The 15513-nt window shown below is 69.3% G+C and carries 11 protein-coding genes; 1 reads left to right on the top strand and 10 read right to left on the bottom strand.

Annotated elements, in window-relative coordinates; all coding sequences use genetic code 11:
• Positions 1-31 precede the first annotated feature (31 nt).
• From trxB to ACP4J0_RS17670, 6 genes are all read right to left on the bottom strand, one after another.
• Entirely contained in the window at positions 32-1000 is a 969-nt protein-coding gene (trxB, locus tag ACP4J0_RS17645) for a thioredoxin-disulfide reductase (RefSeq protein ID WP_426599626.1), read from the bottom strand.
• 186 nt (positions 1001-1186) lie between these two features.
• Positions 1187-2089, bottom strand: a complete 903-nt coding sequence (locus tag ACP4J0_RS17650) for an anti-sigma factor family protein (protein WP_426599696.1) — start codon at positions 2087-2089, stop codon at positions 1187-1189.
• Between the two features lie 17 nt (positions 2090-2106).
• Positions 2107-2832 carry an RNA polymerase sigma factor SigM gene (gene sigM / locus ACP4J0_RS17655; protein WP_426599627.1) on the bottom strand — a complete coding sequence of 242 codons (726 nt, stop codon included), beginning with the start codon at positions 2830-2832 and terminating at the stop codon, positions 2107-2109.
• Between the two features lie 31 nt (positions 2833-2863).
• Positions 2864-4582 (bottom strand): protein kinase family protein, encoded by a 1719-nt coding sequence (locus tag ACP4J0_RS17660; RefSeq protein ID WP_426599628.1) that lies wholly within the window; start codon positions 4580-4582, stop codon positions 2864-2866.
• Between the two features lie 140 nt (positions 4583-4722).
• Positions 4723-7236 (bottom strand): murein biosynthesis integral membrane protein MurJ, encoded by a 2514-nt coding sequence (gene murJ, locus ACP4J0_RS17665; protein WP_426599629.1) that lies wholly within the window; start codon positions 7234-7236, stop codon positions 4723-4725.
• A gap of 44 nt (positions 7237-7280) precedes the next feature.
• Positions 7281-9692 (bottom strand): DUF6049 family protein, encoded by a 2412-nt coding sequence (locus ACP4J0_RS17670; protein ID WP_426599630.1) that lies wholly within the window; start codon positions 9690-9692, stop codon positions 7281-7283.
• 225 nt (positions 9693-9917) lie between these two features.
• Between ACP4J0_RS17670 and ACP4J0_RS17675 the strand changes: the two genes are divergently transcribed.
• Positions 9918-11387: a CCA tRNA nucleotidyltransferase gene (locus tag ACP4J0_RS17675; RefSeq protein WP_426599631.1), complete on the top strand. Its 1470-nt coding sequence runs from the start codon at positions 9918-9920 to the stop codon at positions 11385-11387.
• A gap of 15 nt (positions 11388-11402) precedes the next feature.
• Here the strand turns inward: ACP4J0_RS17675 and ACP4J0_RS17680 are convergent, their stop codons facing one another.
• The 4 genes from ACP4J0_RS17680 to ACP4J0_RS17695 all read right to left on the bottom strand — a co-directional run bounded on the left by ACP4J0_RS17680 (position 11403) and on the right by ACP4J0_RS17695 (position 15104).
• Positions 11403-11855: an LppU/SCO3897 family protein gene (locus ACP4J0_RS17680; RefSeq protein WP_426599632.1), complete on the bottom strand. Its 453-nt coding sequence runs from the start codon at positions 11853-11855 to the stop codon at positions 11403-11405.
• A gap of 103 nt (positions 11856-11958) precedes the next feature.
• Positions 11959-13221, bottom strand: a complete 1263-nt coding sequence (locus ACP4J0_RS17685; protein ID WP_426599633.1) for an MFS transporter — start codon at positions 13219-13221, stop codon at positions 11959-11961.
• A 78-nt stretch (positions 13222-13299) separates the two neighbouring features.
• Positions 13300-14382, bottom strand: coding sequence for an inositol-3-phosphate synthase (locus ACP4J0_RS17690; RefSeq protein WP_426599634.1), 1083 nt, complete (start codon positions 14380-14382; stop codon positions 13300-13302).
• Between the two features lie 44 nt (positions 14383-14426).
• Complete coding sequence (locus ACP4J0_RS17695; RefSeq protein WP_426521491.1) at positions 14427-15104, bottom strand: helix-turn-helix transcriptional regulator; 678 nt, start codon at positions 15102-15104, stop codon at positions 14427-14429.
• Positions 15105-15513: the final 409 nt, after the last annotated feature.

A 15513-nucleotide genomic window follows, 5' to 3' on the forward strand; every position in this document is an offset into this window, starting at 1 on the left:
CTTAACTGGTTGGTGCGTGGGGTGGAAGGGGTCAGACAGTGGTCTTCTCGGGCTCGGCCTTGTCCCCGTCGGTGAGCGCGGCGAGGAAACGCTCGGCGTCGAGCGCGGCGGAGCAGCCGGTGCCGGCGGCGGTGATCGCCTGGCGGTAGGTGTGGTCGACCACGTCACCGGCGCCGAAGACACCGGTCACGTTGGTGTGGGTCGACGGGGCGTCCACCTTCAGGTAGCCCTCCGGGTCCAGGTCGAGCTGGCCCTTGAAGAGCTCCGTGCGCGGGTCGTGGCCGATCGCGATGAACAGGCCGGTCACCGCCAGGTCCGAAAGCTCGCCGGTCTTGACGTTGCGCAGCTTCAGGCCCGAGAGCTTCTGCTCGCCCTGTACCTCGGCGACCTCGCTGTCCCAGACGAACGAGATCTTGGGGTCGGCGAAGGCGCGCTCCTGCATCGCCTTGGAGGCACGCAGGGTGTCACGGCGGTGGACGATCGTCACGGACTTGGCGAAGCGGGAGAGGAACGTGGCCTCCTCCATCGCGGTGTCACCGCCGCCGATCACAGCGATGTCCTGGTCCTTGAAGAAGAAGCCGTCGCAGGTCGCGCACCAGGAGACGCCGCGGCCGGACAGGGCGTCTTCGTTCGGCAGACCGAGCTTGCGGTGCTGGGAGCCGGTGGTGACGATGACGGCCTTGGCCTGGTGAACGGTGCCCGCGGTGTCGGTGACGGTCTTGATCTCACCGGTCAGGTCGACGGCGACGACATCGTCCGGGATCAGCTCGGCGCCGAAGCGCTCTGCCTGGGCACGCATGTTGTCCATGAGCTCGGGGCCCATGATGCCGTCCTGGAAGCCCGGGAAGTTCTCCACCTCGGTGGTGTTCATCAGCGCACCGCCCGCTGTGACGGCGCCCTCGAACACCAGCGGCTTCAGCGACGCGCGCGCGGTGTAGAGCGCCGCCGTGTAGCCGGCGGGCCCGGAGCCGATGATGATCACGTTTCGGACGTCGCTCACGGCTTCATTCCTCGTCTCTGGACTGCGTCTTCAGGGCCGGGTGGAGCTTCTCTCGGAGCTCTCACCCCACCCAACGGATCCTACGGGGCGCGCATTCCCGCTGTGTCGGGGCACACGGAGTGGAAGTCCCGGGCCGACGGGACGAGGAACAGATGCCAGTGCTTGAAGAGGAACAGATCTCAGTGCTCAGGAACGTGCGTAAGAGTGCTTCAGGAGGATCTTGGCCTTGCTCACAGCAGGCTGATCCACACACGCCGACTCGACGATGTACGCGGTGACACGGCTGTCGTTCGAGGCGTCGGGCACCACGACGAGCAGCGCTTCCTTGCCCTTGTAGACGCCCTCCTTGGTGGCGAGCGCAGCGTCGTCGCGGCCGATGCCCTTCTGGACGCACTCGGGGACCGTCGGCTGCTTGAAGACATGGTTCTCACCACTGGCCTCGGACTCCGTGCCGAAGCTGCGCGGTGTACGCGGACCGTTCTGCGCGCCCTGCTCACTGGCGAGGAGATCGGTGACCTGTTCCTTCAGCTGTCCCTCGGAGAAGGTGTCCGCGAGAGCGGTCTGCTGCCCGTGGGCGGTGTCCTCGGACGAGTCGTCCCCGCTGAGTGAGGAGACGAGCACGGAACCGAGCCCGAGGGCGGCAGCGGCGGCGACGGCGCTGAGGACGGCGATCCTGCGTCGCCCACTTCGTCGGCGGTCCTTGCGGCCCGGTCCGGTGAATGAAGGGCGGGCACGTCCGGCGGGCCGGTCTGCCGATGACCATGTTTCACGTGAAACGTGGGTGCCGTCGTTCCTGCCCGAGGCGGCGGGCGCGGTAGCGGCAGGCGTGTACTCGTGAGCTTCCGGTGCAGTGGCGTTCAGCCGGGCCTCGTCGGCCAGGGCGGCATCGATCCGGCCGGCCACGTCGTCGGGCATCCGAGCCGGTCCCGGCAGCGTGCCGAGCAGTCCCTGGATCTCCTCCAGCGACGTGTAGACGTCGGCGCAGAGCGCGCAGGTCTCCAGGTGCCGCCGTAGATCTGTGGTCCGCGAGGGCGGGAGCAGGCCTTCGGCGAGGTCGGAGATCTCCGCGACGTCCGGGTGCCCGGTCATGTCTGTCGTCGACGACGTCACGCTCGTCCACCTCCGCCCTTCACTACGGCTGAATCGCTCGGCCCCGCGCTCGACGGACCCGCACGGTGCGGTCCCGCTGCGGGTGGGACGGATGTCCCCTGCGCCCGGTTCCGTTCGGTGCCGGGCCTCCCGTCCTCGCCGCTGCCCTCGGGGCGCAGGTGGGTGAGCAGCGGCAGAAGTCTGGCTCTGCCCCGGGCGCACCGGCTCTTGATCGTGCCGGTCGGCACCTCGAGGATCCGGGCGGCCTCTGCGACCGGGTAACCCTGCATGTCCACCAGAACCAGGGCCGCCCGCTGGTCGGCCGGCAGGGTGCCCAGGGCCTCCAGCAGCTGGCGGTGCAGGTCGTTGCGCTCGGCGGGGGCCGAGGCCGACTCGTGCGGCTCCAGAAGCTGCTCCAGGCGCTCGGTGTCGTCGACGGGGGCGGTCTTGCGGGAGGCGGCCTTGCGGGCGCGGTCCAGGCAGGCGTTCACCGTGATCCGGTGCAGCCATGTGGTGACGGCTGCCTGCCCGCGGAAGGTATGAGCCGCCCGGTAGGCGGAGACCAGGGCGTCCTGAACGGCGTCAGCGGCCTCCTCGCGGTCCCCCAGCGTCCGCAGGGCCACCGCCCAGAGGCGGTCACGGTGGCGGCGTACGAGCTCACCGAAGGCGTCGGTGTCGCCCTCGACATGCCGGGCGAGGAGGTCCTGATCGCTGATGCCGCTGTATGCGGTGTCATCCGCCATGGGCCTCCTCTCCCTCTTCCCCGGCGGGCTCTCAGCCCTTGAACGTCACGTCGGTGACGGCCTGCTTGTACCCGGCGCCGCTGTAGCCGTCGGAGGGAGCACTCGGCACGGCCGTGATCCACAGCAGGACGTACTGGGTCTTGAGTGGCTTGGCTGCCTTCACCGTGAGCGAGGTGCCACTGGTCGTGGCGGTCGCGATCTTCTCCATTCCGTCGATGCCTGTCGAGGGCGACAGTGAATCGGTGGCGTAGAGGTGCACCGTCGTGTGATCACCGGCGTACCGCAGACCTATCGACGCCGTCGATAGCTCCTGCGCCGATCCGAGGTCGTAGACGATGCCGACGCCGGGCTTGTACGGCGCGAGTGTCGGCCCGTCGACGTACTTTTTCGTACGCCAGTAGGTGGAACGGTCGCCGTCGTAGGTCTTGGTCACGTCTCCCGGGGCCTGGGCTACGCCCTCGGCGACGTACTCCTGGGCTCCTTGGACGCTGATGGGCTTGACCGGCTTGGTCTGCTCGCTGTTCTTGTCGTTGCCGTCGGTCGTCTGCGTCTGGTTCTGGTCGTCGGCCTTGCCGCCCCGCTCCATGATCGCGTCCGCGAGCTGCCAGCTGCCCAGGCCGAGTGCGGCGATCAGCAGGGCGGAGACGCTCCACTTCAGTGCCTTGCCGGTGCGGCTCTGCAGCGGGGGCGGCGGGGCCGGTGCCGGCTGGGTGACGCGAGGGTGTGGCGCGGTGCGGCCGTAGGCGCCCTGCTGGTAGGCCGTGCGCTGGTACTGGGGCGGGGCAGTGTACGCCGGCTCGGGCGGGCGGATGCGGGGCATCTCGCCGATCGCCTTGACCAGTTCTTCCGGCGTGGTGCAGGGGGACTCGTGGCGGGAGGCGGTGGCGCCGTCGTTGGCGAGCGCCCGCATGGCGAGTTCGGAAAGGCCGCGGTGGACGCCCGCGCGCACCTGGTCCGGCGGGATCAGTCCGATGTCCTTGGGCAGACCGGCCAGACCGTGGGCGTCGCTCTCGTACGGCCAGCGCTGGGTGAGGGCGGCGTACAGCAGGGCGCCGATGGCCTCGGTGTCGGTGCGCTGAGGGGTGTCGGAACTGATGCCGCGCAGGGCGGCGTTGACGGCGAGCCCGCGGATCCGCCACTGACCCGTCGACGTCCGCAGCACCGCGGTGGGGCTCAGGCGCAGATGCGCGAGGCCTTCGCGATGGGCGGCCGCCATGGCGGCCGCGACCTGACTGACCATCTGGTAGGCGTCGTACACCTCCAGCGGGCCGGAGGCGAGGAGGGCGGTCAGCTCGGTGGCGTCGGGGAGCCACTCGTGCACGACGTAGACGATGTCGTTGTCCTCGACGGCGTCGAGGACCTGGACGAAGCGCGGGTCGCCGAGAAGGGCGGAGGAGCGTGCCGCGGCCAGCACGGAGCGGGCGCGCGTGTGGTCAGCGGGAAGGATGTGGACTCCGACGGCGCGGCGGAGCTTCTCGTCGACGGCCCGCCAACTGCTGAAACCGTCCAGGCGGGTGACGCACTCCTCGAGGCGGTAGCGTCTGGCGAGCTTGTGCCCGCTGTGCAGTTCGGGAGGCGAGGCCTTGCCGGAATCCTCGCTCGTGGGGCTGCCCTTTGCCTCGTCGCCGTCCGTGTCCCGCTCCCGGTTGTTGGCCACCCCGTCGGCCGTGGACTGGTCCGCCTGTGCGGTCAGCGGCTCATCGCCGCTGTTGTCTGCCACGTCGACGGCAGCTGTGCTCCGTTCCGCCACCGTCGTTCCTGCCTCCCCAATCGATGCGCGCCGGCCGGCTCCCGATGCGCGCAGTCCGACGCCGAACCCAATTGTGCCCACAGTCCGCCGCTATGCACGACACACGGCGGCAGACGATGGTTGTGCGCCTACCCCCGCTCTCAGCGTCCCAGGCGTCCGCGCACCATGCCGACCAGCGAGTTGACTTCCTCGATGCGCATCCGGCGGGCGGCGACGAAGAAGACACCGAACAGGAGCACCCCGCCGGCGAGCAGCGCGGCGAACGACCCCAGCACGCCCTGACCGAGCGCGCGGCTGATCGCGTAACAGGCCGCACCGCTGAGCAGGGCGGCCGGGACGGAGGCGATGCACAGCCGGGCGTACGTCCGAAGTACCCGGGCACCGTCCAGGTCTCCGCCGAGCCGCTTGCGCAGCCTGCGCCAGGCGACGCCCACACCGATCACGTAGGCCAGGCCGTAGGCGGCGGCCATGCCGACGACGGCCCAGCGCGAGGGCAGCAGGAAGTAACACAGTGCCGAGGCCGCCGCGTTGACCACGGCCACGATGACGGTGTTGTAGAAGGGCGTCCGGGTGTCCTCGTAGGCGTAGAAGGCGCGCAGGACGACGTACTGCACGGAGTACGGGATGAGGCCGAGGCCGAACGCCATCAGCATGTAGCCCATGTTGGTGGCCGCGCCTGTACCCGAGGAGCCGAAAATCAGCGTGCACATCGGGACGCCGAGCGCGACGAAACCGAACGAGACCGGCACGATGGCGACGGCCGTCGTGCGCAGGCCCTGGGAGATGTCGTCCCGGACCGCGCCGCCGTCCTCCTCGGCTGCCGAGCGGGAGATGCGGGGCAGCAGGGCGGCCATCAGGGAGACGGTGATGATGGCCTGAGGCAGGCCCCAGATGAGCTGGGCGTTGGCGTAGGCGCTGTAACCGGTGCCGGCGATGTCGGCGTCCGTGACCGACGCCGTGGCCAGCTGGATGACGACGAGTGCGCCTGCCTGGTTGGCGAGCACGAACAGGATCGTCCACTTGGCGAGCATCGCCGCCTTGCCGAGGCCGTGGCCCTTCCAGTCGAACCGCAGTCGGAGCCTGAAGCCGGTCTCGCGCAGGTAGGGGATCATCGCGAGGGCCTGAACCACGAGGCCGAGGAGGATGCCGACCCCGAGGAGCCGCTCACCCTCGGGCGGGATGCTCTCGACCGTCATACCGGAGTCGGCGGCGGTGCCGTAGACCCAGATGAACATGCCGAGCGTGACGATGATGACGATGTTGTTCAGGACCGGGGTCCACATCATCGCGCCGAACCGGCCGCGGGCGTTGAGGATCTGTCCCATCACCACGTGGACGCCCATGAAGAAGATGGACGGCAGGAAGTACCGGGTGAAGGTGACGGCCGTCTCGTTGGCCGCGGGGTTCGAGGCGACGGGGTCGGACAGCGCGCGGACCAGCAGTGGCGCCGCGAGCATACCGAGCGCGGTGAGGACTCCGAGGGCGACCATGACCAGGGTCAGAAGCCGGTTGGCGTAGGCCTCGCCGCCGTCCTTGTCCTCCTTCATCGCGCGTACGAGCTGCGGGACGAACACGGAGTTGAGGCCGCCGCCGACGGTCAGGATGTAGATCATCGTCGGCAGCTGGTAGGCGATCTGGAAGGTCTCGCCCAGCAGTGCGAGTCCCAGAGCCGAGACGATCATCGCGGACCGGATGAACCCGGTGAGCCGGGACACCATCGTGCCCGCTGCCATCACGGCGCTGGACTTCAGCAGGCCACCCGCACGTCCGCCCTTCTTGGGCACGACCGGCGCGGAAACGGGCTCGGGCTCCTGGAGGGGCGCTTCGGCCGCTTCCGGGGTGGGAGCCACCGCGTACTGACCCGGCGCGGGCGCAGCGTGCTGTCCGGGCGCCGGAGCGGGGCCGCCGTACTGGCCGTGCGCCGGTGCGGTCCCGTAGGGGCCGGGCCCCGGATGCCCGCCGTACTGACCCGGTGCCGGAGCGTTTCCGTACGGTGCGGGGCCTTGGTGCCCGCCGTACTGACCCGGTGCCGGAGCGTTTCCGTACGGTGCGGGATCTTGGTGCCCGCCGTACTGCCCTGGCCCCGGTGTACCGCCGTACTGACCCGGTCCTGGTGTACCGCCGTACTGCCCCGGTGGCGGAGCGGGGGCGGGTACGGACGCGTGGTCGTCGTACGAGGGATGGCCGCCACCTTGCTGCTGGTCGCGGAACAGGTGGGCGAAGGCGTCCGGCTCGTGGCGCTGCTCGCCGGCCTGGGTGACCAGGTCGTCCACACCGACGAACTGGGTGGTCCGCGGGTCGTCGCCGTACGGCAGGTACTGCGTCGGGCCCTCGGGCTCGGGGGCCGGGGTCTGGGCCCAGATGTGCGGGTCGGGGGAATAGGGCGACTGGGAGGGCTGGGCGTACAGCGGCTGCTGCGGCGGGTACGTGCCCGGCGGCGGGGGTGGGTGCGCGGCGCGGTCGTAGAGAGCCTCGGAGACCGGGTCCTGGGCGGAGAGGTCCTGAGCCCGGTAGGGATCCTGGTCGTAGGCGTCCTGGAGATACATGTCCGCGGGCGGCTGCGGCGATGCCTGGCCGGGACCGGGCGGCGGATCCTCGGGGTGACCCGAGCCGTCCACGGTCTGACCGCGGTCACCGTCGTACGGCGCGTTCATGGTTACCCCACCTCATCGTCCCGGGCCCACCGGCCACGACATCCTCAACGGTCCACTCTCTCACCCGTGCCGGACGGGTCGGCGTTTTCCGCTGCGGTGTCCGGTGTCGGGTCACTCGGCTGCTCCGGGGCGCCTGCCCGCGGGCGTGCCTCGGACGCCTCCGTCTCGGACTCCTCCTTGAGACGTTCGTCGGAGCCTTCCGGGTTTTCCGGACCGTCCTCGGATTCCCCGGGCTCCTCCATCTCGTCGTCCTCGCCCTTCTCGGCGTTGCGGGCCGCGGCCCGCTTGCGCTGCGTGTACATCCGGAAGCCGGCGAGTACGAGCAGCAGGACACCGCCGCCGATGACGAGCATCACGGTGGCGGTGATCTCGGTGACCTTCACGTCGAAGGTAACGGGCTCGCCGTACTTCCGCCCGTCCGTCGTGTACAGCTGGGCGATCACCGTCGCCCGGCCGTTGGCGTTGGCCGACGTGGTGAACTTCACCGACTGGCTGTGCCCGCCGGAGACCGAGATCGGCTGCTCCTGGTAGTCGGCGCCGTCGATCTCGAGGCGCGTCGGGTTCGTGGAGGTGAGCCGCAGGACCAGGGGGCCCACGTCCTGTACCAGGTTGTTCTGCACCGTCACGGGGATCGTGGCGCTGCGGCCGGAGAGCTTCGTCTCCGACTTGTCGATCAGTCTGACCCGGCCGGTCAGCCCGTCGAGGTACGACTTCACGTCGGCGCGGAAGGACTCCGCCTCGTCGGCCCGGCCTCGCCACGACGCGGACATGTCCCTGTTCAGTGCGCGTCCGAACGGGGTCACCACCCGGGACGGGTCCGACAGGACGACCTTGAAGTTGTCGAGCGTGTCCTGGGTCCGGGCGATCTGCACGAACGCCGACCGGGGCAGCTCCTTCTTGCGCAGCGCCGCGGGGTAGGACGAGGTTGCCGGTACCTCCGTGGTGGCCTCCGGGTCCGGCTTGGCCGCGGCGGCCGCCGCCAGCTTCTGGGACTCGGACCAGGTGCCGCCCTGCAGCGCCCGCAGCGCGTCGGCCATCGCGCGTGCCTGGCTCCCGGAGAGCATGCGCTGCGGGGCGACGACCACGCTGCGCTGCTCGCCGGTCTGGAGATTCAGGGCCAGGCTCTGGGCGAGGAACCGCTGCACCGCGAGTGTGGACGCGGATGCCTTCGTCAGATCGCCCTCGAACGCCTTGGACAGCCGGGCGTCCGTGACGACGGCGGTCGTGCCGCCGCCGATCGGGCGGGCCGCGGACGGCGTGTAGGGCAGACCACTGGTCTCCTGGAGACTGTCGCTGCGGACGATCACGTTGTCGGCGCCCGCTGAGGTGGCGACCTTGACGATCGACCGGTCGACGGCTCCGTCCACGGGCCAGGCGAAGTCGGTGCTGGGTTTCACATGGAGGATCGGCTCGACCGTGTTGTTGATGACGTCCGTGGCGCTCTTCAGCTGGTTCAGCGAGCCGGTGACGTCCGTGCCGTTGTGGGCCAGGGACGCCAGGTCGGGGTCGGCGAAGGGCAGGGCGACGACCTCCTCGTCGGCCACCGCGTCCTGCAGCTCGGCGAGCCACTGCTTGGCGACCGCCTGGTGCGCGCCGGCGACGGTCTTGTCGCCGTCCCGGACGCGGTAGCTGCCCGTCATGGCGTCGACGGAGGCCAGCAGGTCCGGGTCGACCACCCAGGTGACGTCGAGCTCCTTGCCCAGCGTCACCATCTGGTTCAGGCGGCCCCCGGGGGAGATCTCCTTGGCCAGGTCGTCGTTGAGGAAGACCGGTGTCTGCTCCTCGTTCGGTCCCGTCTCGGCGGCCATGTGGGTGGTCGACACGAGCGGCCACAGAGCCGTCGTCTTCGTCCTGGGGGCGGCCCCGTCGGGCTGCCAGGGCAGGAAGGTCCGCTGGATGCCGAGGATCCGCTCCCACGGCTGCGAGGAGGTCTCCCCGGAGAGCGAGACGGCGAATTCGTAGACGCCGTCCTTGCCGAGGTTCAGGTCGTCGACCGGTACGGAGATGTTGAAGTGCTCGGCGACACCGGGAGTGAGCTTGGAGAACTTCTCGGTGTACTTGTCGTCGATCTCCGGGGCGATGGATCTGCGGAGATCGTCGCCGTCCTTGGCGATCGCGTCGACGGACGAACGGGTGTTGACCTCAGGGCCCACGCGTAGCCCCACGTGGGCGTCGGTGACGGTCTGCTTGCCGTTGTTCGTCACGGTGCCGGACACGGTCACCGTGTCCCCGTCCGTGGGTGCGGAGGGGGTGAGCGAGTCGACGGCGACGGCCACCGAACCCGCATCGGCGTCGGCCTTGGCGAGGGACGGCCCGTCGGCGTGTGCCGGGCCCGCGGCCGGCAGTTGGAGCAGACCGGCCACCAGGGGCGCCCCGGCGAGCAGCGCCGTGGTGCGCCGTAGCCACCGGCGGGCAGGTGAGGGACTGGTCCCCTGGAAGTCTGCCGCCTCGGCCACGCGCTCGCCCGTCCCTCGTCGTCGTCAGTGGTCGTCGGAATGTGCGTCCACGCATGGTAACGATGCGGGCCGAGGGGAAGTGCCGCGGAGTACGCCACAAGATCCGCCACCGGACGGAGCCGCACCGTATGTGCGCCTATAAAGGGAGCGCTGCACGAGTGGGGGATTCGTTGCGTGATCAATGGGGGCGCCGGTGTCCGCCCGGGCCACGTACCCTGTTCTGTTGTGCCGAACGCCAACGAAGTCAACCCCAGTGCCCTGAGCCAGGACGAGGACCGCGCGGTGAGTGAACCGCTGCGGGTCGCCCCTGTCGCCGACGACCTCGCCCGCCGCTTCCAGGAGGCCGGGTTCTCTCTCGCCCTGGTGGGTGGCTCGGTCCGGGACGCGTTGCTCGGCCGGCTCGGCAACGACCTGGACTTCACGACCGACGCCCGCCCGCAGGACGTCCTGAAGATCCTCCGGCCGTGGGCGGATGCCGTCTGGGAGGTCGGAATCGCCTTCGGCACGGTCGGTGCGCAGAAGGACGCCCGTGACGGAGACACTGATCGAAGCTTTCAGATCGAGGTGACCACCTACCGGTCGGAAGCCTACGACCGGACCTCGCGCAAGCCCGAGGTGTCCTACGGCGACTCCATCGAGCAGGACCTCGTCCGGCGGGACTTCACCGTGAACGCCATGGCCGTCGCGCTCCCGGAGAAGAAGTTCATCGATCCGCACGGCGGTCTCGACGACCTCGCGGCGCGGGTGCTGCGTACTCCCGGCACCCCCGAGGAGTCCTTCTCGGACGACCCGCTCCGGATGATGCGGGCCGCACGCTTCGCCGCGCAGCTCGACTTCGAGGTGGCTCCCGAAGTGGTCGCTGCCATGAAGGACATGGCCGGGCGCATCGACATCGTCTCGGCCGAGCGGGTCCGGGACGAGCTGAACAAGCTCGTTCTCTCCTCTCACCCGCGCAAGGGCCTGAGTCTGCTGGTGGAGACGGGCCTCGCCGAGCGGGTCCTGCCCGAACTGCCGGCGCTGCGCCTGGAGCGGGACGAGCACCACCGGCACAAGGACGTCTACGACCACACACTCATCGTTCTGGAGCAGGCGATGGCGCTGGAGAGCGAGGGTCCCGACCTGACCCTCCGCCTGGCCGCCCTGCTGCACGACATCGGCAAGCCGCGCACACGCCGGTTCGAGAAGGACGGCCGGGTCTCGTTCCACCACCATGAAGTGGTCGGGGCCAAGATGACGAAGAAGCGCATGACCGCGCTCAAGTACTCCAACGACCTGGTGAAGGACGTCTCGCGCCTGGTGGAGCTGCACCTGCGTTTCCACGGCTACGGCACGGGCGAGTGGACGGACTCCGCCGTCCGCCGGTACGTCCGGGACGCCGGCCCTCTGCTTGACCGGCTCCACAAGCTGACCCGTTCGGACTGCACGACCCGCAACAAGCGCAAGGCCTCGGCGCTCTCGCGTGCGTACGACGGGTTGGAGGAGCGGATCGCGCAGCTGCAGGAGCAGGAGGAGCTGGACGCGATCCGTCCGGACCTGGACGGCAACCAGATCATGGACATCCTCGGCATCCACCCCGGGCCGGCCGTGGGCCAGGCCTACAAGCATTTGCTGGAGCTTCGCCTGGAGCACGGGCCGATGGGGCACGAGGCGGCGGTGGCGGCACTCAAGCAGTGGTGGGCCGAGCAGGAGGCGTGAGTAGCGGAGAGCGGGTCATGTTTCACGTGAAACATGACCCGCCCTGACGCGGCAGGGGCGGTGTTTCACGTGAAACACCGCCCCTGCCGTCTCGCTACGGGGTGGCTCAGACGTTGGTGAGGCAGAGCAGGAACTCTTCCCCGTCGCCCGTCGCCCGTCGCCCGTCGCCCGTCGCCCGTCGCCCGTCTCCGCGTAGAAGCCGGTGGCGCCCTCGACCTTGCTGCATGCGGACTCAGCAGTGAACTGCGTGTGGTGGCCCTTGATCTTCTCAATGACCTTGGCCTCGGCATCCGCCGAGGAGCAGTCCACCACCTCCATGCGGTCGGAAGACGACGACGCGGACTTCAGGCAGTCACCCACGCCGGCCTGGTCGGCGTCGTCCCGGCTCGCGATGAAACCACCGACCGGCCCTGCGCGAATGGATTGCCCTGGGGCGGCGAAGTGGTCACTGGGGTCCCCCTGAAGCATAGAGACGTGTAGCGAACGTGTCGCGAATAAGACGCACGTAAGGTATCGCCCCCCACTGACATCTCTGTATTTCGCTGAGACTTCGTGGCATCGGATGTGACACTTACTGGCTTTCGAACCGGGCCATAGCGGCCGCAACCGCTCCGTAGATCACCGTGACTGTCACGACCAGCGGTACCGAACGGCCGTCCGGCGGCAGCATCAGCGCGGCCACCCCGGCGGCGCCGACGAAGGCGACGTTGAACAACACGTCGTAGACGGAAAAGATCCGGCCGCGAAAGGCGTCGTCGACCGAGGACTGTACGACCGTGTCGGTCGCGATCTTCGCTCCCTGCGTCGTCAGACCCAGGGCGAACGCCGCGGCGAGCAGCGGCACGGTGGCGAACGGCAGACCGAGTGCAGGGACCAGCACCGTGGCGGCCGCCGCGCACACGGCCATCCAGCGGCCGGGCCCGAGCCGCCCCGCCGCCCACGGGGTGACCACCGCGGCCGCGAAGAACCCGGCGCCGGAGACGCCCAGCGCCAGCCCCAGCAGGGCGAGCCCCTCGTCCGTGTCCGAGGTCAGGGCGTACCGGCACAGCATCAGCAGCATGACCAGCAGGGCTCCGTAGCAGAACCTCATCAGCGTCATGCCCGCCAGTGACCAGGCCGCTTCCCGGCGTGCGGGGGCCGCGAGATGACGTACTCCTGCCACGAGGTCGCGGGCGGTGCCTGCGAGCGCCGAGGCCAGTCGGGGCGGCACGCGGGTGGGGTCGGGACCCAGCAGTTCCACGGCGATGCGCAGTGATGCCAGCGCTCCGCACAGGTACAGGGCGGCCCCGAGCAGCACCACTGCGGCATCGGAGTCCGCGAAGACGAGACGTACGACGAAGGCGAGGCCGCCGCCCGCCGTCGCGGCGAGGGTACCGGCGGTCGGGGAGAGCGAGTTGGCGATCACCAGGCGGTCGGTGTCGACCACGCGTGGCAGCGCGGCGGACAGGCCCGCGAGGACGAAGCGGTTGACGGCGGTGACGCAGAGGGCCGAGACGTAGAAGAGCCAGTCCGGGACGGAAGCGAGGATCAGTACGGCCGTCACCGAGGCCAGCGCGGCGCGCAGCAGGTTGCCGTACAGGAAGACCTGGCGGCGGCGCCAGCGGTCCAGCAGGACGCCGGCGAAGGGGCCCACCAGGGAGTACGGCAGCAGCAGGACCGCCATCGCGGAGGCGATCGCGGCGGGCGAGGTCTGCTTCTCCGGGGAGAAGACGACGTAGGCGGCGAGCGCGACCTGGTAGACGCCGTCGGCGCCCTGGGAGAGCAGGCGTACGGCGAGCAGGCGCCGAAAGCCCTTCAGGCGCAGCAGGACGCGCAGGTCACGGACGACGGCCATGGGGCACAGCCTCACATACGGGAAAGGTCCCCGGGTCATGCGACCCGGGGACCTCCGACGGACCGGAGTCCGCGCTTGTCAGCGCTCGACCTCGCCGGCGATGAACTTCTCGACGTTGGTGCGGGCCTCGTCGTCGAAGTACTGCACGGGCGGGGACTTCATGAAGTAGCTCGACGCCGACAGGATCGGGCCGCCGATGCCGCGGTCCTTGGCGATCTTCGCGGCGCGCAGGGCGTCGATGATGACACCCGCCGAGTTCGGGGAGTCCCAGACCTCGAGCTTGTACTCCAGATTCAGCGGGACGTCACCGAACGCGCGGCCCTCCAGGCGGACATAGGCCCACTTGCGGTCGTCCAGCCAGGCCACGTAGTCGGACGGGCCGATGTGGACGTTCTTCTCGCCCATGTCCCGGTCGGGGATCTGGGAGGTGACGGCCTGCGTCTTGGAGATCTTCTTCGACTCGAGGCGGTCGCGCTCGAGCATGTTCTTGAAGTCCATGTTGCCGCCGACGTTCAGCTGCATCGTGCGGTCCAGGATCACACCCCGGTCCTCGAACAGCTTCGCCATGACGCGGTGCGTGATGGTGGCGCCGACCTGCGACTTGATGTCGTCGCCGACGATCGGGACGCCCGCCTCGGTGAACTTGTCCGCCCACTCCTTGGTGCCGGCGATGAAGACCGGGAGGGCGTTGACGAAGGCGACCTTGGCGTCGATGGCGCACTGGGCGTAGTACTTCGCCGCGTCCTCGGAGCCGACGGGCAGGTAGCAGACGAGGACGTCGACCTGCTTGTCCTTGAGGACCTGGACGATGTCGGCCGGCTCCTCGGCGGACTCCTCGATGGTCTCGCGGTAGTACTTGCCGAGACCGTCGAGGGTGTGGCCGCGCTGGACCTGGACACCGCTGTTCGGGACGTCGCAGATCTTGATGGTGTTGTTCTCGGAGGCGCCGATGGCGTCCGCGAGATCCAGGCCGACCTTCTTGGCGTCCACGTCGAAGGCGGCGACGAACTCGATGTCACGGACGTGGTAGTCGCCGAACTGGACGTGCATCAGGCCCGGGACCTTGGCCGCCGGGTCGGCGTCCTTGTAGTACTCGACGCCCTGCACCAGCGATGCGGCGCAGTTGCCCACACCGACGATGGCTACGCGAACCGAACCCATTCCGGTTGCTCCCTGTGTGTACGAGTGAGGCCCTGACTGGGCGCTCACGTGGCGGTGTCGCCGGGCGTATCCGGCCGGGGGTCGTCCCCGGACCGGGGCAGGCCGCCCGTCGCTCCAGATGTCGTGTCCTGTTGAGCGGTCCCCTCCGAAGCGGAACCCCGTAGGTCCCGCCCCGCCCGCTCACTCTCGATGAGCTCGTTCAGCCAGCGCACCTCGCGCTCCACGGACTCCATTCCGTGGCGCTGGAGCTCAAGCGTGTAGTCGTCGAGTCGCTCCCGGGTGCGGGCCAGGGAGGCCCGCATCTTCTCCAGGCGCTCCTCCAGCCGGCTGCGCCGGCCCTCGAGCACGCGCATGCGCACGTCGCGCGACGTCTGGCCGAAGAACGCGAAGCGAGCGGCGAAGGTCTCGTCCTCGTACGCGTCCGGGCCCGTCTGGGAGAGGAGCTGCTCGAAGTGTTCCTTACCGTCGGCCGTCAACCGGTAGACGATCTTGGCGCGGCGTCCCGTGAGGGAAGCGGCGGCCTCGCCGACGTTCCCCGGTTCCTCGATCAACCAGCCATTGGCGACCAGCGTCTTGAGGCAGGGGTAGAGCGTCCCGTAGCTGAACGCCCGGAACACACCCAGTGACGTGTTGAGCCGTTTACGCAGCTCATAGCCGTGCATCGGGGATTCGCGGAGCAGGCCGAGTACAGCGAACTCGAGGATGCCGGATCGTCGGCTCATCGTCGCCTCCTCTCGTCCTTATGCCGCGCTGATGTATCGACTCGATACATCAGCACGATAGAACGAGCTTCCTCGTGCGACAAGAGGGGGGCCGGTGAACGGGATCACATCAGGGATTCATCGAGAGCAAGTTGCCTGATTTGAGGTGAACTTCGGGGCTCGGGGGTTTTGACGGTGCGTAGTCTGTGCGCCATGCAGACCACCGGGAACCGAGTGACGCCTGGGGGCGTCCCTGTCCCTGGTGCAGTACGGGTGAATGCGGGAGGGGCCGCATCCGTACTTCGGGGGGACCGGAAAACAGCCGCCTTTACCAGGCGCGCAAAGGTGCGCCTGCCCGAGGAGTAGTCGTTCGATGAGCGAGCACCGTCGCAAACCGCCGCCGCCGCAGGGAGGCGGACGTGCCGCGGCC

It is taken from the genome of Streptomyces sp. WG7, from assembly GCF_049975785.1.
Taxonomy (GTDB): domain Bacteria; phylum Actinomycetota; class Actinomycetes; order Streptomycetales; family Streptomycetaceae; genus Streptomyces.

Coding starts and splice junctions, on each gene's coding strand:
- ACP4J0_RS17650 (WP_426599696.1), bottom strand. CDS start 2,089: ATGACCGGGCACCCGGACGTCGCGGAGATCTCCGACCTCGCCGAAGGC.
- sigM (WP_426599627.1), bottom strand. CDS start 2,832: ATGGCGGATGACACCGCATACAGCGGCATCAGCGATCAGGACCTCCTC.
- murJ (WP_426599629.1), bottom strand. CDS start 7,236: ATGAACGCGCCGTACGACGGTGACCGCGGTCAGACCGTGGACGGCTCG.
- ACP4J0_RS17680 (WP_426599632.1), bottom strand. CDS start 11,855: ATGCTTCAGGGGGACCCCAGTGACCACTTCGCCGCCCCAGGGCAATCC.
- ACP4J0_RS17685 (WP_426599633.1), bottom strand. CDS start 13,221: ATGGCCGTCGTCCGTGACCTGCGCGTCCTGCTGCGCCTGAAGGGCTTT.
- ACP4J0_RS17690 (WP_426599634.1), bottom strand. CDS start 14,382: ATGGGTTCGGTTCGCGTAGCCATCGTCGGTGTGGGCAACTGCGCCGCA.
- ACP4J0_RS17695 (WP_426521491.1), bottom strand. CDS start 15,104: ATGAGCCGACGATCCGGCATCCTCGAGTTCGCTGTACTCGGCCTGCTC.